Source organism: Deltaproteobacteria bacterium IMCC39524, from assembly GCA_029667085.1.
Taxonomy (GTDB): domain Bacteria; phylum Desulfobacterota; class Desulfuromonadia; order Desulfuromonadales; family BM103; genus M0040.
The window spans coordinates 1-20,970 of sequence record JARUHJ010000005.1 but is presented as its reverse complement, the minus strand read 5'-3'; the positions used below and the strand labels follow the sequence as shown (position 1 = coordinate 20,970).

Here is a 20,970-nt window from a genome sequence, read left to right as displayed (position 1 = left end):
CTTCGGCCGTGACTCTGCCCGTCCGATTTCAATAATCAGGAAAAAATTAAGGTCTTTAAAAGTAACGCTCTAAATTACGTCATTTTGGGAGAATCAATCACTCATTGAACAGTATTTATATTGATGGTTCATGGGAATTTTTTTTATAAGGGCAAAGTAAAACAAACGCTGGTTCCCTGACTAAGCTTACTATCAATCAAAATCGTACCACCATGGTCATCGATAATCTGTTTAACAATGCTCATCCCAAGTCCAAGGCCACGTACCGCTGTGTCTGAAGAGTCTGCTCTGTAAAATTTATCATAGACACGATCTATCTGTTCTTTGGTCATGCCGATGCCTTGATCAGTAACCGTAACACTGCATCCGCGGTTATCTGCATTAACAACGATAGTAATTGTGCTCTGTTTTGGGGAATATTTAATTGCGTTGCTAAGCAGATTCTCTATGACTTGGTCGATACGATGTTCATCGAATTCCAAAATTTCGGGGACCTCGGTGCTGACCTCCAATATCAAATTTTGTTTTGATTTCAACCTTAAGCGATTGAGAACCTTCTCTAAAAGAATCTTTATGGATAAGGGCTTTTTGTTAAGGGGGATTCTTTGGCCGGATTCAATGCGGCTAACATCGAGTATGTCATCGACAATTTTGTCAAGCTGTTCACTGCTTTCATAGATTGTGGAGAGGAAGTTTTTCTTTTGGTTCTCGTTTAAAGTATCGATCATGTTTTGGTCAGAAAGTAGTTCTGTATACCCCATGATGGTAGCAACAGGGGTTCGCAATTCATGAGCTGCAATAGAGATGAACTCGCTTTTGACTATGTCCATTTTTTTAAGCTCAGAGCGTTCAGCTTCTGTTCTCTCATGGTCTATAATAGTTTTTTGGATAGGCTGAAGAAGGAAGAAGTAGAGAAAAGGGACAACAAGGATAGACAAAGTCAATGCATCAAGAAAGGCCTCCAGCGCAAGAGAAAGCTCCGGCAATAAGGACATAAAAAACATAACAAAAAACTCTGCGAGGAAAACAGCCCCTAGAATTTTTAAAAAAAGAACGCGTGGATTTATTGGGTAATTAGGTAGCTTCTTCTCAACCATTAAAACTCCCTTGATTATCATAAGCCGTGCAATTCAAGATATTTGGCAAAGTACATCAGTTTTGAACATGGGTCAAAGGGAGAAGCTTCTTATCTATCCTGTTGCATTATCTGAATGATGCAAAATTGATTGAAATATGAGTATCTTACAGATCCTGACAAATAAAAAAGCCCCACAGGCCAGGAGGGAGAAAGCCTGTGGGGCAACGTTGTAGCTACGGCAAGTTCACTACCTTGCCTCAATTAAATTTTATATACGTGGCCACAGAGAAGTCAAGAAGTGGCAATGTCGTAAATTTCAGATTAAAGCTCCTCTTGAATGCCTCTATCAATAATAAGCAGCTTTATGTTTCATAAGTCGTGATTTACGAGAAAGAGAAAGCTTGCCAGCTTCAAACTGCTTCCTCCAGCGCAATGCATGGTTCGTCCTCGCACTTAATCACTTCAATGGTGATATGTTTGAGTTGATCGAAACCAGCCAGTAACTGCTTGTACTCACCTGAAGATCGTGGATAGTGGGTGACAATCGTCAATAGCACCGCGAGGTGATGTGGGCCCACTTTCCAGACATGGATATCCGTAACCCGGTTGTCTGCCTCTGCTTCGATAACATCTTTAATCTCTTCCCGAACCTCTCTTTTAACGCCCGCGTCAAGGAGTATTGCGCTGCTTTCCTTGAGTAGGCCCCATGCCCAGCGGGTAATCACTAAGGCACCAACAATTCCCATCGCCGGGTCCAATGCCCACCAGCCGAACAGGCTGCCAAATAGCAACGCAACGATCGCAAGAACTGACGTCAACGCATCGGCGAGGACATGAAAGTAGGCAGCCTTAAGGTTATGGTCTTCATGATGATTCTCATGGCCGTGACTATGCCCATGGTGATGGTCGTGTCCATGGCTGCCATGAAGTAAAAAAGCGCTGACGACATTGACCGCAAGCCCGACCACGGCAACCAATATCGACTGCCCGTAATGGATTTCCACAGGTGAGAAGAAACGTCCAATCGACTCGACGGCCATGATCAAGGCAACCACAGCAAGAGCAACCGCACTGGCAAAACCACCGAGCACGTTGATCTTGCCCGGGCCAAAGGTAAAATCGGGATTGTTGGCGTTCTTTCGTGAATAGCTATAGGCAAACAGTGTGATCAGGAAGGCTGCTACATGGGTGCCCATATGCCAGCCATCAGCTAGCAACGCCATCGAACCGAAAGCAACCCCGGCGACAATCTCGACGACCATAGTGACCGCCGTCAAACCCATTACCTTTTGAGTATTCTTCTCGTTCTGCTCACGATGCACAAAGAAATTGTGTCCATGTTGCCATTGTTTGAGTTTATGAATATGCATAAGAGTCCTGTATCAACAGCCTATTGCAGCCACTCGTAAATTTCTTTGGCGTGCGTACCGCAGTCGCCGCAGCATCCGCCACTGTTGCAGCTCTCGTCCTGATGAAGTCGTACCCTGCCTTTTCTGATCCAATGGCCAAGCAGACCACGTACGGCATCTGGTTCCATGTCAAAGTGCAAGGCAATATCAATCAAAGGGGCGACCTTGCGTTCTGCCAGGTAACGTTTTACCTCACTGGGAGTCATGACTCCTCCTTCTTGTCCACTCTTTGCGAATTAAAAATTAGCCTTTAACCGGAACAATGATTCCTGAACCATCCGACTCTTTACCGAGGAAGCGCATCACCAGGAAAACGCCAATAAAGATGAACGAACAGCCTGCCAGCCATGCCGCAGAAAAAGCCGGATGACGGGCAAAGGTTGCAACCTGGTAAAATCCGGTCGCCGACACATAAGCCAGACCGGTGGTCCAGGCGGCAATAAAGAGTGTCCAACGCAGGTTGGTTTCACGATACACAGCGGCCATCGCGGCAACACATGGGAAATACATGAGAATAAACAGCATGTAGGCAATGGCGCCAACCTTACCGTCAAACAGCTTGCCCATAGCGCCAAAGGTTCCGGCGCTGACTGCCAATCCTTCAGCGGCTGCATCAATGGAGCTGGTGTCGCCGATACTTAAGCCGAGAGGGTCCGTCAGGGTATCAGCAACTCCGGACAGGTTATCCGGTATCGTTTGCACTGCTTCCCGCAACGCAGCACTCAGGCTGAAAGCTTCTTCCTCTTTACCTGCGGCCAGATTTTCCTGTGTTTCATTCTGCAAGTAGATGGCATCAAGAGTTCCGACAACTGCCTCTTTGGCGAACACCCCTGTGAAGATGCCAACGGTTGCTGGCCAATTGTCCTGTTCAATCCCCATCGGTGCAAAGATCGGAGTGACCGTACGGCTGAGTGAGGCGAGAAGTGAATCTTTACTGTCGTCATGACCGATTGATCCATCCATCGACATGGTATTAAGAAGTGCCAGCAGCGCCACCATCGGAACCAGGATACGCGTTGCTTTAAGCAGGAAGGACTTCAGCCGATCCCATGTACGTAGAAGAACGGATTTGACGGTCGGTACATGATAGGGCGGTAATTCCATAACAAAGGGGGTAATGCTTCCCTTGAGCAGTGTGTACTTGAGAATCAGGCCCGTTAATACGGCAAAACCGATTCCAGCCAGATAGAGCAGGAAAACCACATTTTGACCGCCGACCGGGAAAAAGGCTGCGGCAAATAGCGCATAGACCGGAAGCCTCGCACCGCAACTCATGAAGGGATTCATCATGATGGTCAGGGTGCGGTCACGTTGGTTCTCCAAGGTTCTGGTCGCCATGATCGCCGGAACGTTACAGCCAAAACCGACCAGCAGCGGCACAAAAGACTTGCCCGGAAGACCAAGCATCCGCATGAAGCGATCCATAACGAAAGCGGCACGTGCCATGTAACCCGAGCCTTCAAGAACAGCAAGAGCCAGAAACATAAACCCAATCGGCGGGATAAAGGTCGCTACCGTTTGAATGCCGCCGCCAACACCGGTCGCCAAAACCCCGATCAACCAGGCCGGAGCATTGAGACCATTCAGCAGTGCGGTCATGCCATCAACAAAAACAGCTCCTACAGCAATGTCAAAGAAATCGATAAATGCTCCGCCAACATTGATCGTAAACATAAAAGTCAGATACATCATCAACAGAAAGATCGGCAGGCCAAGAACTCGGTTGAGAACAATTTTGTCAATCTTGTCGGTCAACGTCTTGCCCAGCTTGCTGGCGTGCGTCACAGCATTTGCCGTGAGCCAGTTGATAAAACCATAACGGGCGTCTGCAATGGAAATATCGGCATCTTCTTCTAGTTGATTAACAAGCTTCTGCTGTCGCGACACTAAGTCTTCGGCAGTTTTGCTGTCAAGCAAGGCAACATACTCATGATCATCTTCAAGAAGTTTCATTGCCAACCAATCTGCCTTGAGATTGTTCTCCGCGGCAATTTTGCCAAGCTGTGCAGTCAATGACATGGCTGCTTCCTGAATTTCAACCGGGTAAATGATATCTGCTTCCGAAATCGGATTATGCTCAGCACACTGGTGAACGGCCTTCTTGAGCTGTGTTAAGCCGCTACGTTTTGAGGCGGCAATCGGAACGACTGGTATTCCCAGGCGGTCGGACAGCTCTTCAGTATTAATGAGGATTTGTCGTGACTTGGCAACATCCATCTTGTTAAGGACAACAATCATCGGCACACGCATTTCCAACAACTGAGTGGTCAGATAAAGGTTCCTCTCAATATTGGCTGCGTCCACGATATTCACGATCAGGTCGTAATCTTCGGACAGCAAGTAGTCTCGGGCAACTTTTTCATCGCTGGAATGGGCGGAAAGTGCATAGATGCCGGGAATGTCGACAAGCTCAAAATCGTGGCCTTCAAAGGCATAGAAACCAGTCTTTCGGTCAACAGTGACACCCGGCCAGTTACCAACCATTTGTCTTGAACCAGTCAGTTCATTAAATAGAGTGGTCTTGCCGCAATTAGGGTTGCCAGCGACTGCTATTCTGAGGCGTTTCTTTTGTAATGACATTAGTCCTTCTCCACCAAGACAACAGAGGCTTCTGCTTTGCGAAGGCTCAACGAAAACCCTCGGATGCTTATTTCCAGAGGATCTCCCAACGGCGCAACGCGAGTCAGTTCCAGTTCGATTCCTTTGGTCAGGCCCATGGCTAGAAGCTTTGCACGATACTCTTTCTGCCCTTCTACAAAGCCTGTAATAATGGCTTTTTCACCAACCGACAATTGCCCAAGATGGTACTGCATAGTCATGCTCCCTTGCTGGCCTGAGAAATGGCCAACCCGCCATGTTTGAATCAGTTTGTGTCTTGATGGATAGAATCGAATGATAAGGATGTTTTGTGCGATATTGAAATTCGTTTTCAAAATAATGAGAATGGTGTCACCTGTCAAGAAAAAAATGCGCGTGTGGCAATGAAAATTCATTTTGTATTTTGCAAAAGGACAGTCGGGATGAAACAAGAACTCTTCAACGTACTTTTTGCCTCGATATTTAAGAAGTGTTAAATGGCTAGGGGAGTGTATGTGTAGAGGAAAACTTGGATTTACTGTTTATTCTCTCACATGCTGGAGATGTTCATATTCAGTCAAATTTGGGTACTTCTTACCTCCCCGAGTATCTGGGACTTGCGGTGGGTGTCAAGATAGTTGTCGCCTTTGTCTCATTATGCTGCTTTTGAACATAAGCCCTCTTCGGGGGGGCCTTTTTCGATCAGGGTGAAGCCAACAACAGCGAACAATGAAGCATATTATTTCTTGTCTTGTGTGCCTGCATAATTTCACCCACATGGAATAAAGTAAATTAGGCGACATCGTAAGCCCTGGGTCATCTAAGATAAAGTTATATCAATACCTCTTGGTCGCCTCATCCCTGGCAATATCTGCCCAAACCGTCCATTCCCGCCACAGGAGACTCTCCCAAACAACTGTTTAAGAGTTCTGACGCCGAACGTGCCTCGAAACGCCCCATAGAGTATTTCATCCAGGGACGTCATTTGAAAGCAGATGATGCAAGAATGGAATTGTTCAATATACGTGTGTGAAGGTAAGGAAGCCCTGTAGACCATTTAATCCATCTTCGTCAAGAGCGCTATCGAAGTCTAGATTGGTTGTTATCCCGCGCACCGCTATACCTACGTAATTGTCAGAAGATAAAGCGTACTCCAGCCCAAGCTTGGCATACCCGCCGAAACCAAATGCCGAATCGCTACTGCTTTCTTTTTTTACATCGACTGGCGATACAGCAGGATTCTCCTCTTTGCTGTCATCTGAGTAACTCCCGAACAACAACAAGGGGCCAACTGCACCGTAAAGACGCCAACGTTCACCGAAAGCCGTTTGGGCATAGAGGCCCATAGATAAATCGAGAAGCCAAAGATTCGTGTCAATTTCGACCCTGGCTTGACCGTTCCCTGCTGTTACGGAACTGTCATCAGATCTCCAGCCAAATAGAAGAGAAGCATCTATACCAAAATGTGTTTCTTCAGGGGTGAGGGGGAACTGAGCGGCAAACCCTAGATATGGCATAGAAGAAAGGTCTGTTGTGGCTATTGTGTCTGGATCAGAGTCCGAAGACTCAATGAACGTCATGGAATTTTCATCAAAGCTAGCGGCACCGACATAAGCTTGAAAATAAATGGTCTGGAAACTTTCGTCGGAGTAAGCCGTTTGTGTTGAAAGCAAAAAAACGGCAGAGCAGATCAAAGGGATTGTTATTTGTCTCCAAGTAACAGGTGTGGAAAACATTAAGAGCCTCCTTAGTGACATTAGATGACTAACCAAGATTAAAGCTTCTTCAGTTTATAGTGCCACTTTATCTAAATGTCATTATTTATCTAGCAATGTTGATAGACATTGGCGCACAGATTTAGGTGCTCTTGGGGTTGTGAACGGGAGTGGTCTGTTTCGCCGGGATTCTGGAACGCTGGCAGGCGAGTCCGGTCCTGTTCCGGTTCTGAGATGAAAATTTGGGGGTGGGGAGGGGACGCAGAATGGTGGAAATGAAAAAGCCCCAACCGGGGAGGGCTGGGGCTTGGAATTCTTGTATGTTGTTAGATCTCAAAATTCACGTTCTCTTTGTCGCCTGATGACCCAGCCAATAAAAGCGCCAACGAAAATCATGAAGGGAACCAAGCCAATGTTGACGATTTTCAGCGTCTTCTCCAGGTCGTCTATGTCGGCACGAAGATCATATCGAACATCTCTGAGCTTCTTCCGAGTATTGACTTTCTCCTGTACAAACTTATCAACTTCCTGCTGTTGCTCAGCTGTCAGCTGGGCAGAGGAAGCATCCTGCCTCTGATGTTGTAGCTCATTCAGCTTCTGCTCTGTTTCCTCAAGTTTTTGTCTCAAGGCTTGTTCTTTTGCACGATATTGCATCTCTGCATTTTGTTGAATTTCTGCGACAAGTTCAAAAGGCCTATTGTATGTACCACGGCTTCGTACGCTAATCAGGTCGGGGCTCCCACCCAGAATTTCGAGTGCATTTGTTACCAGGTCGAGGTTCGCCGCTTTTGGTACTACCAGTTGTTGCCCGAAGAAGTTGTTAACCTGGACCCAGAACCGGTCTTGCAAGAGGTCACTATCGGCAATAATGATGAGATTGGCGAGTTGAGTGCCTTGACTGATGTGTTTCGGTTTAAGTTCCTCTGAGTCAGTCTCTCCATCGGGTGCGGTTTCTGTCTCTTTTTTAGGTTCTTCTGGTGGGCCATCAGGAAAAGCAGTATTGAAGGTCCCTTTCACCCGAGCCGCCAGAACCAATGGGTTGTTACTTGGTTTGAATTGAGTTAGAAGCCTTCCTGGGTCAACATTGGAGGCAACTTGCGCCTTCTCGATCAAGCCCGCCTTAGAAGTGCTTGTAATCAAAGGAACAAAAGTGGAGGAAATGCCTTCCACCTGCTCAATTGATCCTGCGGAGGCAAGGTTGATGTTGCCAAGTTGATTCACCAGGATTTCATCAGTATTGTATTGCTGCTTGCCGAGTGAGAGCCATGGTAGGTAACGGACGGTTTGCATCCTGTTGAAAGCATCTCTGTAGCTGACTTGAAGTGCCAGGTTCGGATCACCGACGAGCTTGTCCTTCCTGAGGCGAACACCCCATTGTGCAAGTAAGTCGTCAGCCGCTGGTGTCTCAGTGTTTGGTTGCCCGAAGGACTGAGACTCATCCTCGCTCAATGGGTCGGCGAAAACCATAGTCTGTCCGCCTTGTAGGACATACTGGTCGACTGCATACAAAGCTTGCTCACCTAGACCATGGGGATTAACCACCATCAGGATGTCAATGTCTTTGGGGATTGTCAGATCACTCGTTGGCAGATGTTTGACGGAAAATTGGCTGCGTAGCTGTTCAAAAAGCATGACTGGGCTGCCCATTCCCTGGCCTGGAATAAAGCTTCCCTGAAGAGGTAAAGACGATAATACACCCACGATCTTTTTCTCTGGATGAGTCACGTTGTATATGAGCTGACTCAAATCATATTCGAGAAACTGTTCGCGTTCTGGCTGGAAAAAAGAGATGACTTGGCGAGGGCCATTTGCTTGAGCAACCAGGCCAAAATAGAGGGTCTCCCCTTGACCTGCTAAAACACCTTGGAGCCCGGCTGAAACGGCATCGTCTTCTTCTTCCGAAAAGGGTAGAGGGTTGATTTTTTCTACCTTCAGTTGTCCTTTGCTTAACAGTTGGTACTCATCCAGAAGACTCTCTACTTGTTTCGCATAACCAGTAAGTCCGGGAGCGGCTTCCATGGCTTCTGTGGCAACGTAGTATTTCAGAGTGACGGGTGTTTCCAGACTTTCAAGGATGTTATGTGTCCCTTTCGAGAGGGTGTTGAGCTTGTTCTCGGTCAAGTCGATACGGACATGGCTCAATGCAAGGGCGGCTAGAAGGTTAATGCCGATAAATAGTGAGGTTATTGTTAGGACACTGTATTTGTTTGTGAATTTATTGTAGCTCATCGAACTATTGCCTCCTAAGCGCGTTTACAGGCAACTATGCGCGTGCCGATCCAAAGCCATAAGAACGAGAATGTTATGAAGAAGACAATACTGCGCAGATCAAGCATTCCTTTGAGGCTGGAATCAAAATGCCTCAAGAAGCTGAGGTAGGAAATTGCTGACACAGCCACATCTGGCAGCCAGCCTCGGAAAGAATCGAGGACGAGCGGATAACCTGAAAGTAGAAAGACGAAGCAGCAGACTATGGAAAGAATAAAAGCAATGACTTGGTTGCTAGTTATTGCAGAAAAAGCGGTGGATACAGCAAGAAAAGCCGCCGCCATCAGTAAACTTCCAAGATATGCGGAAAAAATCACGCCGTTGTCTGGCGATCCAAGGATGTTGACTGTGAGCCATATCGGAAACGTTAGCCCCAAAGACAAAGCGATCATTGTCCAGGCGGCGAAAAATTTTCCTGACATGACTTCAACGATAGAAACGGGTTGAGTCAGTAACAGCTCTATCGTTCCCGTTTTGTTTTCTTCTGCCCAAAGACGCATGCCGAGTGCCGGCACCAGGAAGAGGTAGAGCCAAGGGTGCCATACGAAGAATGACTGCAGGTCTGCCTGGCCCCGCTCGAAGAAGCCGCCGAGGTAAAAGGTGAAGGCACCCATCAGGGCCAGAAAGATGACTACAAAAACGTATGCCAAGGGTGTGGCAAAGTATGCTCGAAGTTCTCTTAGGAATATATGTTTGACCTGTTTCATGCTGCTACTCCTTGAGGATTGGTCAGAGCATGGAAGGCCTGTTCCATGTTTTGATAATTGCCACGAATTCTCTCTGGGCTGTCATCAATGATTAGGTGCCCTCGATTGATAATCAATGCTCTTGTACAGATAGCATCAACTTCTTCAAGAATATGGGTGGAAATAATAATGGCCTTTTCCTCTGACATCTGCTTGACGAGACTACGAACTTCTTTTTTTTGATTCGGGTCCAGGCCATCAGTTGGTTCGTCCAGGATCAGGACTTCTGGATCATGCAGTATGGCCTGTGCTAATCCGACTCTTCGCTTGAAACCTTTAGAGAGAGTTTCAATCGGCTGACGCCAAACGTCTTTGAGTTGCACAACTTCAGCGAGCTCTTCAAGGCGCTTGCTTTTCTCTTGATTCTTCAGCCCACGAATGTCTGCAATAAAGCCGAGTAAGGTTGCCGGCGTCATTTCAGGGTAGAGGGGAGCCCCTTCAGGGAGATAGCCAATTCTGGATTTGGCTTCTACAGGGTTTTTGGCAACGTCAATGCCACAAATGGCAGCGGCACCGGAAGTCGGCGGTAAAAAGCCAGTTAGCATTTTCATCGTTGTCGATTTCCCCGCCCCGTTTGGCCCGAGAAAACCCAGGACCTCTCCCCTTGAAACGGTGAAGGAGAGGTCATCAACTGCAGTAAAGCCAGCAAATTCTTTGCATAGCTGTACCGCTTCGATCAGAGTCGACATAGCAGTCCTCCATGTGGTTTTTTGTTTTGTTACAGGTTAAATATGAGATTTACAGCACAGAATAATCATCGATTATTTGACTGTCAAGGGTGGGTGAAATGAAAAAATACAACTGAGACTTCTAGGCGCTTGCCCCTAGAGATGTCGCTCCATACCGGACCTGCCCAGGAGGCCAAACCCCGGCCCGCAAAACACAAACGCTACATAACTGAGACCCCAAATTGTCGTTTAGAGATGTGGTTCTGACCAGTTATGGACCGGAGTGCAAAAAGAAAGAGCGACCCCGGGAAGGGCGCTTTTTGTAACTACTGGTCGGGATGACAAGCTTTGAACTTGCGACCCTCTGCTTCCAAATCCTTTGAAGTAACGTGAAGCTGGTGCGTCACCGATAGCGCACCAGGGTAAATCATCAAAATAGGCTTGTAGCACACCTGCTATCTCTAACTGTGTCAAACGGAGGCTTGACCCATTTCCCCCTGCTGATTGATGGGCTGGGGTGAAGTGTTCCAGGCAGTCAAAATCCGTACAGGGTTGGCAAAAGCCAGGACAAGGCTCCCCAGAGAATCAGAACCAAGGGGATACCGATACGAAGAAAATCATTGAAGGTATATTCACCTGCGTTCATAACCAGAAGATTCGTCTTGTAGGCCATTGGCGTGGCAAAACTCATGTTGGCCCCGAAAAGCACTGCGAGTACAAAAGGTTCGGCCGGTTGCCCCATCTGGGTGGCAATGGAAATGGCAATGGGCGTGCCCATGACGGCCGTTGCGTTATTGGAGACGGCGTTGGTCAGGATGGCCATCAGCAGCATCAAGCCGCTGAGCATGAAAGTGGGTGATGCATCTCCCGAAAGGCTCAGAAACAATTGCGCCAGATAATCAGCGCCCCCTGTTTTCAGTAGCGCTGAGCCAAGCGCCAGACTCGATACAACAATCATGATCACCTGTGTGCTCAGGGCTTTGGTCGCGTCGTTCCAGCTCAGACAACCGAAGATAATCATGAGCAGGGCGCCGCACGATGCGCTGGTCGCGATCGGTAACCAGCCGAAGGCCGCAGTGAAAATAATCGCCAGCATGATCAGCAGCGCCAGAGGCGCTTTCTGCGTGTAGGGAAGGTCCATGGTCGCATCAAGGACCAAGAGGTCTTTTTCTTGTTTCAGCTTGGTAATCTGTTCGCGTGGTCCCTGGACCAAGAGGATATCGCCTGACTGCAGGCGGATATCGCTGATCGAGTCGAGCCCCTTCTGCAGGCGCTTGCCTGCTCTGTGGATAGCAAGAATGATAGTCCCGTAACGGTCTGCAAATCGTATCTCACTGAAGGTTTTTCCCCGCAAATGTGAACCTTGAATGACCGCAATTTCGGCAATCTGTTGATCCTCTGCCTTAAGCGGATGATCAGCATCCACGGGGTTGTCAAGGACTTCATCCTGGTAAAGGGCCCCCTCCAGCACAGCTTCGATCTCTTTTAGCCGTTCCGGAGTGTCGCGAATAATCAGTTGATCCCCGACCTTCAGGATTACGCTGGGAAGCGGCATGATGAGATTGTCGTTGCGGCGCCTGATGCCCTTAACCTTCATTCCTCCGCCGACCTTCTTTATGGCCTCCGCAAGAGTTTTTCCAATGATTGAGCTCTCTTCACGAATCGCCAGGTGTGCAGAAAAAATCCGTGGTGACGCGTCTGCCAGGGTCAGTTTCCGCTCCGGCATGATCCGTGGAACGATCAGCCAGAGGTAGAGGATCCCGATTCCACCGGAGATAGCCGCCGGGATCAGAAAGTCAAACATTTCCATTCGGTTTAGACCCATGTCGGCGGCAACGGATACCACCAGAAGATTGGTCGAGGTACCGATGGTCGTACAGGTTCCGCCCAGCATGGTTGCAAACCCCATAGGCATGAGCACCGTTGAGGACTTGATCTTGGTGCGGATGGAGACACTGATCAGAATCGGCAGAAGCAGGACAACGACGGGAACGTTATTGATAAAGGCGCTGATGAAAGCAGCGACCAGAAGGGTGAGCAGTAAAGAGGCGGCCGGGCTGATTTTCCACAAACTGGCAAGGCCTCGGCCTACCGGCTCCAGGGCTCCGGTTCGAACAACGCCCTGACCGGCAATCATCAGGGCACAAACCGCCACCAGAGCTTCGTGACCGAAGCCGTGGAAAAAAATGTCAGCATGCAGAGTTTCTCCATTGACCTGAAACGGGATAAGCTCAAAACCCAAGGCCAGGGAAATCAGGATGATAAAGCTTGCCGTCTCCAGCGGAAGGTTTTTCCGGGTAAACAGGAACAAGGCGAAAACTGCCAGGGCAAGCACTGCCGTGGCATGCGGGCTAGGAGGAAGAGGAAGGTTGTACATCAGGGGCTCCATAAGCTGTGCAATAAAAACCCGCACAATTGGCGGTTGAATATAAATGTGCCACAAAAATGGCGAAAACCAAGTTAAGCCACTAGATAAACAGTTTAATCATGCAACCAAAATCATAATAATGACAAAGGTGACAAGGTCAATGGTAAGCCGACGATGATATAGGCGCGAAAGCGGTCACCGCCGGTGGCCATTGCCAGAATATCGGCCTGATCGCCAGGTAGTGAGAATCTTCAGACCAAGAAGTTCCTCCAATCGCAACATCTCTCTTGAACTTTCGACCAGCTCAGTGTCCTCTACGAAGTGTATACTGATCAGTCGCTCGTTGATACGGTACTCACCCTGCTGATGGCTAATCCCTCGCCACGGAACACAACAACGTTCATTTCGTGAGACCTATGTTGTCAAATAGGAATTAATTCCGAACCGGAATAGGCCCGGAGGACAAAAAGAAAGAGCGCCCTCGGGAAGGCCGCTCCTTGTAAGTACTGGTCGGGATGACTGGGGTTAGAGCCTCTGGTTAAATTTGGTCATGAACCACAATTTTCCCGACTCCGTTTGATTTTGCCTTGGCCATAGACTGCTTGGCCCATTCGACTAGTTGGTCGAAGGTTTGTGCGCTGTTGCCTATGCATGTTGAAACACCAATACTGACCGTAACGTTTTCTTTTGTAAGTACGTCATAATCAAATTCACTGATGAGGTCGCTGATGCGCTGCGCTAGTATTGCAGCGCCATCCTTGTCAGTGTTGGGTAACAACAGGGCAAACTCGTCACCACTGTAGCGTGCTGCAACATCAATGTCACGAACGACACTTCTTATCAGTCGCCCAACCTGCTTAAGTACTTCGTCACCGATCATGTGTCCATATTTACTGTTGATCCTACTGAAAGCGTCAATATTGAATACTATTAATGACAGAGCCAATTTATAGCGCATAGTTCGAGAAAACTCTTTTTCAAGTTGAGCATAAAAGTGCTTATGCGTGTAGAGTCTGGTCAAGTCATCACGAGTCACAACCTCTTCGAAAACGTCTTTAGCCGTAGTCATTGACTCGAAGAGAACTGCATTCTCCAGAGCATTTGCGGAAATATTGGCAATCAAGTGACAGAGTTTGTAGACACGGTCAGAAATGCCATCCTGAAGCTTTGTTGCTGTTCCCAGAAACAATGATCCAATCACACTCTCTTTTTTTATAATAGGAACAACGAAAATTGAGTTGAGACCACGCTTTTTGATTTGAGAACGAACCGTGTCCATGAGTGGGTCAATGGTGGTGTCATTCACGACGACGGCACTACGCGTTTCATATGCTTTGCGTATCTCAGGGTAACCATCCAGTTGCAGTTTGATTTCCTCATGCCCATCCAAATCATTGCTTGCCTTCACCGTAAACTCATTGGCATTGTTAATGCTCACAATTGAGCAACGTTCTACACCTACGATATCAGCAACGTTTTCAACGACTTGCTGCAAGATTTTCATTGGGTTACGCAAAACAGATATGGAGTTAGATAGTTCAAGAAGAAGTTTTAAGTCTCTCGGTTCCAGATCGTCCAAAAATTTTGTGTGATTGAGGTGTGCATCAACTCTGACTAAAACTTCAGCGGGGTTGATTGGTTTGGTAAGGTAATCGTCAGCACCAGCTTGCAGGCCAAAGATCACATCCTCTTTGTCAGTATGAGAGGAAAGAAGAATAACCGGGATGTCTTTGGTATGCTTAGTTGCTTTCATCCTTCTACAAAAGTCGATACCGCTAAGCCCAGGAATCTCAATATCAATTATTATGAGTGTTGGTCTTGTGGAATCCGTAATCCTTACCGCTTCGAAGCCATGTTTTGCATAGACCAAAGCGTAATTTCCCCCCAATGCCTCTTTAATCCCTTGGCGAACGACATCATTCGCCGTAGCGATTAAAATTGTATCTGACCTCATAGTGCCTCCATAGGATAAATCAAGTAAGAGAAAACTATAGCATACGCATCTCACTAATTTCTCACAGATTCTATTTCATTGTCTGGTGGATGTGAAATCGGATGATATGAAAATTTTTATCGCCCCCGAGTAACAAGAATGCTTGAGAAGGCCCAAAGATGAAGCTCCGTAGCGGATCTGCCCAGGAGAAAACCCCGCCCCGGAATACACCAGCGCTACATTCCTGAACACTCAAATTTTCCTTATGAAGTCTGTGCCGATCCTGAGGTGTAACTTCGGGGGTGGGGAGGGGCGGCAGAATTGTGGAAATGAAAAAGCCCCAACCGGGGATGGCTGGGGCTTGAGTGTTAGGCTTTGGTTTTAGCTTAGAGCTAATAAAGGGCTGTCATTGAGAGGTTTTCACTTCAGGGAAGGGTAAATGTATAACAAATCTAGTAAGTTGCGAACATCACAAATTATACTCAGTTTTGACAGGTCAGAAGGCTAGATAAGTACTAGTCATATGCCGAGGAACACAATGTATATATTGTCCTAGCATTTTGGTTGAGTACTGTTAATCCTATTTGGGGCGCAATTACAGACAGTTAACTTCTTTATGAGATTTGGGCACATTAATTGCTTTTCTGTGAAGGAAATTTATTTAATTTTTGCCAATCAAGGAAAATACCAAACCCATCGAAAGATGGGGACGGAAAGCCACGGGTCTTCAATTTAAGACAGCCGGGTTACCCTCTCAGGGTGCCTGGCTTTTTGTTTTTGCCAACGGGATTTAAGCGCCTTCATTGGGGGAGGCAAGCAAAGGGAGATAACGAAAATCATTTCAGATTTTTACTCCCAACAACCATTCATCAGGAGGAGACACAGAATGAAGAAGATGCTGACGATTACCTTAACAGTTTTTCTCTGCGTTACGTTCATGGTTACTATCGCACAGGCTCGCAGAAGTATGCTAAGTGGTGTCAATGATACTTGCGGCGCAAGCTATAATTGCGGTCTTTGTCACGTTGACCCCAAGGGTGGCGGTCCGTTGACTTCTGGTGGTGATGGTTATTTTACCTCAGGTAATGACTCTTGTTATTTCTGTCCTGATGTGTGCGGTGGTGGTAGCTGTACCGACGCTGATGCTGATAATTACTTTGCGGAAAGTAACTGCGGAACGAGCGTTGATTGTGTTGATTCTAATTCCGCTATCAATCCAGGTGCAATCGAAGTCTGTGATGATGGAATCGATAATGACTGTGACGGCAAGAGTGATTGTGCTGACAATGAGTGTGATGCGCAATGCCCCTCTACCTCTCCTGAAGTCTGCAATGACGGCGTAGACAACGATGGCGATCGTAAAGTTGATTGCGGCGATCGTGACTGCCGCAAGGATCCGGCTTGCACCGACGGTGGGAGCACGGGCGGTTCCGAAGGCAAGGGTAAAACCTGCTCTGATGGCCAGGACAACGACGGTGACGGCGCTGTCGACTGTGCAGACTCGGACTGCGCTTCCAGCCGCGCTTGCGGATAACTTTCTGTGAAAAATAGTTTCATGATGAAGAGGGGAAAGCTGCGGCTTTCTCCTCTTCTTTTTAGGCTTTCCCCAGAGATAGCAAGGAGAGACCGACCGCGTTTGAGCATACCAACGCTATATTCGTTGAGACCTCAAAGTGTCATTGGAAAAGAGAATGGATTTTTATAAGTCAAATCCGCAGGATTGTGAGTTATGTGTGCGGATTAATTTATCTTTACTAATGTCCTGTGGTTTAATATGTTCTCTAAAATCTATTAAGGCTTGATATGTACGGGGGGAGCAGTGGGAAAGTTGATCGAGGTGGAATTGAGCGACGGTACGCTCTGTCGGATGGCTCCTAAAGCATTGGATATGTTTCTTGTTCGAGATGGTGTCTCTCGATTTAGACGTTCTGATGGTTGGGTTGTTGTAGGTGTAGATCCTTTGAGAGATCCCAGTAAAAGATGCGTTTATGATGGTGTTGAGCGAAGATTGGCTGCTTGAGCCAATCGCCACCCAAATCCATAGATTTTTAAAAGCCGTTGCCTGAAAAGGACGCGGCTTTGTTGTTTTATATGAACTCTCCAAAGAGGCCCCTCCGAAAAGTCCCGGATCTGCCCAGGAGAGAAAACCCCGCCCCGGAACACACCAGCGCTACATTCCTGATACTTCAAATTGTCATTTAGAGATGTGATTCGGTCCTGAGGTGAAAATTTGGGGGTGGGGAGGGGATGCAAGTTTGATAGAAATGAAAAAGCCCCAACCGGGAGAACTGGGGCTGAGTTCTATAAAGCGTCAAAGATAGGTTGAGTAAGTTCTCCGCTACTCACCTAAAACCTGTTGTCTCATTTTTAGCCTAATGTCATTCAAGATGGCACTGTTCGAAACTCCCCTGGATTTCATTTCCTCTTTAAGCCATGACAGTAATTGCCAAACAGTATCCTTTTCAAGTGAGTTAAGATTTGTTGTCAAAGTGTTAGAACAGAACTTACATTTCCAATAAGCAAGGAATCCCAAGGGCCTTTGGGGATGCCAATCATTGATTACTGCATCATTTGAAACTGGTGCACCAAGAGGATAAGTTTTTTGTAGATATTCTTCGTACGTGTAAAAACGATGTTTACAGCTAGTGCAATCCTTGGGGAAATTCTTTTCTACAGCAGACAGTATGGTTTTGAGAACTTGTTCTTCTGTCATGGGAGATTCTTTAACCCTCTATGAGTAAGCTTTATAAGGGCGACGGTTTTTATGATTTTTCCTTAGGCGTAGAACGCGAAGAAGTACGTTCTATTGGCTTAAGTCATGCTAAAATGGTCAGGTATGTCAACGGGAAAATATTGCTGCACGGATTTGGGTATTCTTTGGGTTGTGAACTGGGGTGGGTTCAGCTGTTTAATGGTGTTGCGAGAGGTCAGTGGGGATGTCCGGTCCTGAGGTGAAACTTCGGGGGTGGGTAGAGGGACAGAGTTGAGGAAATGAAAAAGCCCCAACCGGGGATGGCTGGGGCTAAAAAGATGCAAGTAGAGGTTAGAGGGTTCAATCGTTTGTTATATGTAACCTGTTTTTACATTCATAAAGCCATTCAGTTAGAGTTTCAAGCCTGAAAGGTTTTTCGATGACGCTAAAGCCATGTTCTTCGATTAGTTTCAGGAATTCAGGTGTGAAACCGGCGCTCATAACCGCTTTATTTTTTTGGGGGAGTTTGCAACCCTTTTGTTCTTGATCGAGCAGTATCTGAATGTTTTGTTCGTTTGGCATGTTTGTGTTGACTATCACAGCCTCGGCGCAAGGTTTTGACGCTGGACAAACACATTCATCTAGTAGGTATAGCGGGCATTTGTAGTCTTCCAGGAATCCTTGGACTTGATGCCCTTTGTTTCTCAGGTATAGCATCAAGAGATCCAGTAGAGCTGGGTCTTCTTCGAATATGTATATCTTCACTAATCCCCCAACAATAAAAACAAGTTGTTTGGTCAACAAACACACAGTATATGATGTTTTGTATGCATTATATGTGCCGCAGTTATTAGCGCTTATGAGGGGGGGAATCACTAAAAGTTGTGTTATAAGGCTAGGTTGTCGTGATATGGCTACAAGGATTCCGAGTGCTTGCCCCATTGCCCCGGAGTCGAAACCCCGCCCCGGAACACACAAACACTACATTCCTGATACTTCAAATTGTCATTTAGAGATGTAATTCGGTCCTGAGATGAAAATTCGGGTATGAGGGGGGGAGGCAGAATTGTGGAAATGAAAAAGACCCAACCGGGGATGGCTGGGGCTAGGTAGCTTGAGAGCTAGATGATCTTATCGGTTTTATATTGATTTAGTGCTTCTATATGCTCTTGCTCTTCGTCACAGATTATCTGAATAACCTTAGCTTGCTCTTCTGGGAATAAAGACATCACTTTTTCGAAGTACTCAATGACGCTTTCTTCAAAAAAGATAGACTTTTCAATGGTCTTATCTATAGATAGATTTTCGCTTTCTTTGAGTGATTCAGTTACCTCTTTGACCAACTGTTGTATGAAGTGGCCATACCCTCCGGATAGTTCCTCTGGTGATATTTCAGCAAAGGAGCTGTTTTCAATTAAATGTAGATAGGTTTGGTGGTGGTCATCTTCCTGTTCAACCAGCCAGGCGAAGAACTCTTTACATTTAGGATCTGTAGCTTTGTCACGTTCATTTGCGTAATACTTTCGGCCATGACTTTCCATTGCTATTGCAAGATCTATTACGGCCTCAAGAGTTTTTATGCTTGTTCTGGCAGAGTCCATTTTGTGCTCCTTATAAATCGTTCTCAATGCCATTATTACATGTAAAGAGCATAAGTCTATGTCTTGAGGAGCGTACTGAAGTAAGTGATACGCTCCAGAGAAACATTCCCCCACCGCCCCAGAGATGCCCCGGAGTCAAAACCCCGCCCCGGAACACACCAACGCTTCATTCCTGATACTTCAAATGGTCACTTAGAGATGTAATTCGGTCCTGAGGTGAAAATTTGGGGGTGGGGAGGGGGGTGCTTTGTGAGGTCTTCGCTAATCAAATTCTAACTATTAAAGCAAAAAAAGTTGGGTTAGTATTTAGCATGCTTAACTAAGGATCTCGGAATCGAGAAGGTTGTTTTTTTACGGTTTTTTGTCTGTGCGGGACCTTATCTTTACACAGGGGTGCTTTTTGCTTCAGGGAGTGGTCAGCATTCACACAATCATGATGCTACCCAATAAAGATCTAATGCTACAACTGGTATTTATAGGGACAGCAAAAAGGGTGTCGATGCATATCTTGAATTTGGAGGCTTCGGTGCAAGGAAATTCGACTTTCACTATAACTTTCAGAAGGCAAGTTAATATATGAAAAAGATTGCTCTCTTATTGGTACTGCTAATGGGTGGGCTTCCAATGGCCTATGCAGAACACTCTGATGGATACGTTAAGGCGGAGAAAGCATTTAATGCTGGAGACTATCAAACCGCAATTCAATTTTGGTCAGAAGAGGCTGAAAATGGTGAAGTGAGTGCTATGGAAATCCTTGGGTCCTTATATGCATACGGTAAAAGTGATATCCAAGATTATGCTAGAGCTGCTAAATGGTTAAAGATGGCCGCTAAAAAGGGGAGTGCAAACTCCCAGTACAGCCTTGGAAAGTTATACTATGCGGGGCTCGGGGTTGAGAAAAGTTTTGTACATTCATACGCATGGTGGTTGGTCTCTAGTGCTGAAGGGAATACTGGTGCCAAAAAAATGCTAAAGGAGATAAAAGGTCAATTAACACCAGAAGATATTGAGTTGGCGAAGCAATTGGTTTTTGAAATCCTGCAAGACCTGTCAAACTAGAAATCTGCGCCTCTCGTTCAGACTTCCCCTCCGCCCCAGAGGAGCCCCGGATTAGAAACCCCGCCCCGGAGCTTGCAAACACTCACTCCCTGAACGCTCAAATTGTCATCTACAGATGTGATTCGGACCGGACATGGACCGGAGAACAAAAAGAAAGAGCGACCCCGGGGAGGTCGCTCCTTGTAAATACTGGTCGGGATGACAAGATTTGAACTTGCGACCCCCTGCTCCCGAAGCAGAAGCGTTCGTTTCACTCACTGTGCGCCAACGTACCAGAAAGTACGTCATCCAGGGACGTTTCTTAGAGGATGTCAGCGGAAGTCCTTTCATAAATATATAGCTGGCGGTGTGACCATATTGGTGTGACCAGAGAAGCTACACAAAAAAAGCCCCACAGTCAGGAGGTGATCTGTAGGGCAAAGGGTTCTATGGGTTTTTAGGAGGTAGAAGATGAAGAAGTATCTTCTGGTTGATATCTTACCTTTTTGGTCAGGTATGTCAAGAGAAAAAAGACCTCATTAATTGAAGTCTGTATGAGGCAGGTGCGCTACCAAGCTGCGCTATCGCTATACTTCAATGATTGCAGTATCTTGATGCTATTTTGAGCGTTCTTAAAAATCCATAGCGCATCCTTATAGCGCACCTGTTCCCGAAGCAGAAGCGTTCGTTTCACTCACTGTGCGCCAACGTACCAGAAAGTACGTCATCCAGGGACGTTTCTTAGAGGACGTCAGCGGAAGTCCTTTCATAAATATATAGCTGGCGGTGTGACCATATTGGTGTGACCAGAGAAGCTACACAAAAAAAGCCCCACAGTCAGGAGGTGATCTGTAGGGCAAAGGGTTCTATGGGTTTT

The 20,970-nt window shown here is 46.8% G+C and carries 17 protein-coding genes and 1 riboswitch; of the genes, 3 read left to right on the top strand and 14 right to left on the bottom strand.

All coding sequences use genetic code 11. The features are described 5' to 3' along the window. Positions 1-143: 143 nt before the first annotated feature. The 11 genes from P9J64_12805 to P9J64_12755 all read right to left on the bottom strand — a co-directional run bounded on the left by P9J64_12805 (position 144) and on the right by P9J64_12755 (position 14,783). Positions 144-1,097: a HAMP domain-containing sensor histidine kinase gene (locus tag P9J64_12805; protein ID MDG5469200.1), complete on the bottom strand. Its 954-nt coding sequence runs from the start codon at positions 1,095-1,097 to the stop codon at positions 144-146. Positions 1,098-1,488: 391 nt separating this feature from the next. Beyond that, a complete protein-coding gene (gene dmeF / locus P9J64_12800; GenBank protein MDG5469199.1) occupies positions 1,489-2,448 on the bottom strand; it encodes a CDF family Co(II)/Ni(II) efflux transporter DmeF in 960 nt (319 codons plus the stop codon). Between the two features lie 20 nt (positions 2,449-2,468). Further along, on the bottom strand, positions 2,469-2,693 hold the full coding sequence (locus P9J64_12795; protein MDG5469198.1) for a FeoC-like transcriptional regulator: 225 nt from the start codon (positions 2,691-2,693) through the stop codon (positions 2,469-2,471). 37 nt (positions 2,694-2,730) lie between these two features. Continuing rightward, positions 2,731-5,067, bottom strand: a complete 2,337-nt coding sequence (gene feoB / locus P9J64_12790; GenBank protein MDG5469197.1) for a Fe(2+) transporter permease subunit FeoB — start codon at positions 5,065-5,067, stop codon at positions 2,731-2,733. Continuing rightward, positions 5,067-5,300 carry a FeoA family protein gene (locus P9J64_12785; protein ID MDG5469196.1) on the bottom strand — a complete coding sequence of 78 codons (234 nt, stop codon included), beginning with the start codon at positions 5,298-5,300 and terminating at the stop codon, positions 5,067-5,069. Before P9J64_12785 ends, feoB begins: the two co-directional genes overlap by 1 nt. 780 nt (positions 5,301-6,080) lie before the next feature. Beyond that, positions 6,081-6,800 carry an outer membrane beta-barrel protein gene (locus tag P9J64_12780; GenBank protein MDG5469195.1) on the bottom strand — a complete coding sequence of 240 codons (720 nt, stop codon included), beginning with the start codon at positions 6,798-6,800 and terminating at the stop codon, positions 6,081-6,083. Positions 6,801-7,112: 312 nt separating this feature from the next. Beyond that, on the bottom strand, positions 7,113-9,008 hold the full coding sequence (locus P9J64_12775) for a Gldg family protein (GenBank protein MDG5469194.1): 1,896 nt from the start codon (positions 9,006-9,008) through the stop codon (positions 7,113-7,115). Between the two features lie 14 nt (positions 9,009-9,022). After that, a complete protein-coding gene (locus tag P9J64_12770; protein ID MDG5469193.1) occupies positions 9,023-9,754 on the bottom strand; it encodes an ABC transporter permease in 732 nt (243 codons plus the stop codon). Next, positions 9,751-10,482, bottom strand: a complete 732-nt coding sequence (locus P9J64_12765) for an ABC transporter ATP-binding protein (GenBank protein ID MDG5469192.1) — start codon at positions 10,480-10,482, stop codon at positions 9,751-9,753. Before P9J64_12765 ends, P9J64_12770 begins: the two co-directional genes overlap by 4 nt. 514 nt (positions 10,483-10,996) lie before the next feature. Continuing rightward, complete coding sequence (locus P9J64_12760; protein MDG5469191.1) at positions 10,997-12,838, bottom strand: SLC13 family permease; 1,842 nt, start codon at positions 12,836-12,838, stop codon at positions 10,997-10,999. Between the two features lie 529 nt (positions 12,839-13,367). Then, positions 13,368-14,783 (bottom strand): diguanylate cyclase, encoded by a 1,416-nt coding sequence (locus P9J64_12755; GenBank protein ID MDG5469190.1) that lies wholly within the window; start codon positions 14,781-14,783, stop codon positions 13,368-13,370. Positions 14,784-15,438: 655 nt separating this feature from the next. Continuing rightward, positions 15,439-15,516, top strand: a riboswitch (cyclic di-GMP riboswitch). Between the two features lie 132 nt (positions 15,517-15,648). On the opposite strand from P9J64_12755, the gene P9J64_12750 reads away from it, so the two are divergent. Continuing rightward, positions 15,649-16,296, top strand: a complete 648-nt coding sequence (locus tag P9J64_12750; GenBank protein MDG5469189.1) for a putative metal-binding motif-containing protein — start codon at positions 15,649-15,651, stop codon at positions 16,294-16,296. An 804-nt stretch (positions 16,297-17,100) separates the two neighbouring features. On the opposite strand, the gene P9J64_12745 is transcribed toward P9J64_12750, so the two are convergent. Then, on the bottom strand, positions 17,101-17,475 hold the full coding sequence (locus P9J64_12745; GenBank protein ID MDG5469188.1) for a hypothetical protein: 375 nt from the start codon (positions 17,473-17,475) through the stop codon (positions 17,101-17,103). 20 nt (positions 17,476-17,495) lie between these two features. Between P9J64_12745 and P9J64_12740 the strand changes: the two genes are divergently transcribed. Continuing rightward, positions 17,496-17,717, top strand: a complete 222-nt coding sequence (locus P9J64_12740; GenBank protein MDG5469187.1) for a hypothetical protein — start codon at positions 17,496-17,498, stop codon at positions 17,715-17,717. A gap of 97 nt (positions 17,718-17,814) precedes the next feature. Here the strand turns inward: P9J64_12740 and P9J64_12735 are convergent, their stop codons facing one another. Continuing rightward, positions 17,815-18,219 (bottom strand): hypothetical protein, encoded by a 405-nt coding sequence (locus P9J64_12735; GenBank protein ID MDG5469186.1) that lies wholly within the window; start codon positions 18,217-18,219, stop codon positions 17,815-17,817. A gap of 356 nt (positions 18,220-18,575) precedes the next feature. Beyond that, on the bottom strand, positions 18,576-19,055 hold the full coding sequence (locus P9J64_12730) for a ferritin family protein (protein ID MDG5469185.1): 480 nt from the start codon (positions 19,053-19,055) through the stop codon (positions 18,576-18,578). A 576-nt stretch (positions 19,056-19,631) separates the two neighbouring features. On the opposite strand from P9J64_12730, the gene P9J64_12725 reads away from it, so the two are divergent. Next, positions 19,632-20,114 (top strand): tetratricopeptide repeat protein, encoded by a 483-nt coding sequence (locus P9J64_12725; protein MDG5469184.1) that lies wholly within the window; start codon positions 19,632-19,634, stop codon positions 20,112-20,114. Positions 20,115-20,970: the final 856 nt, after the last annotated feature.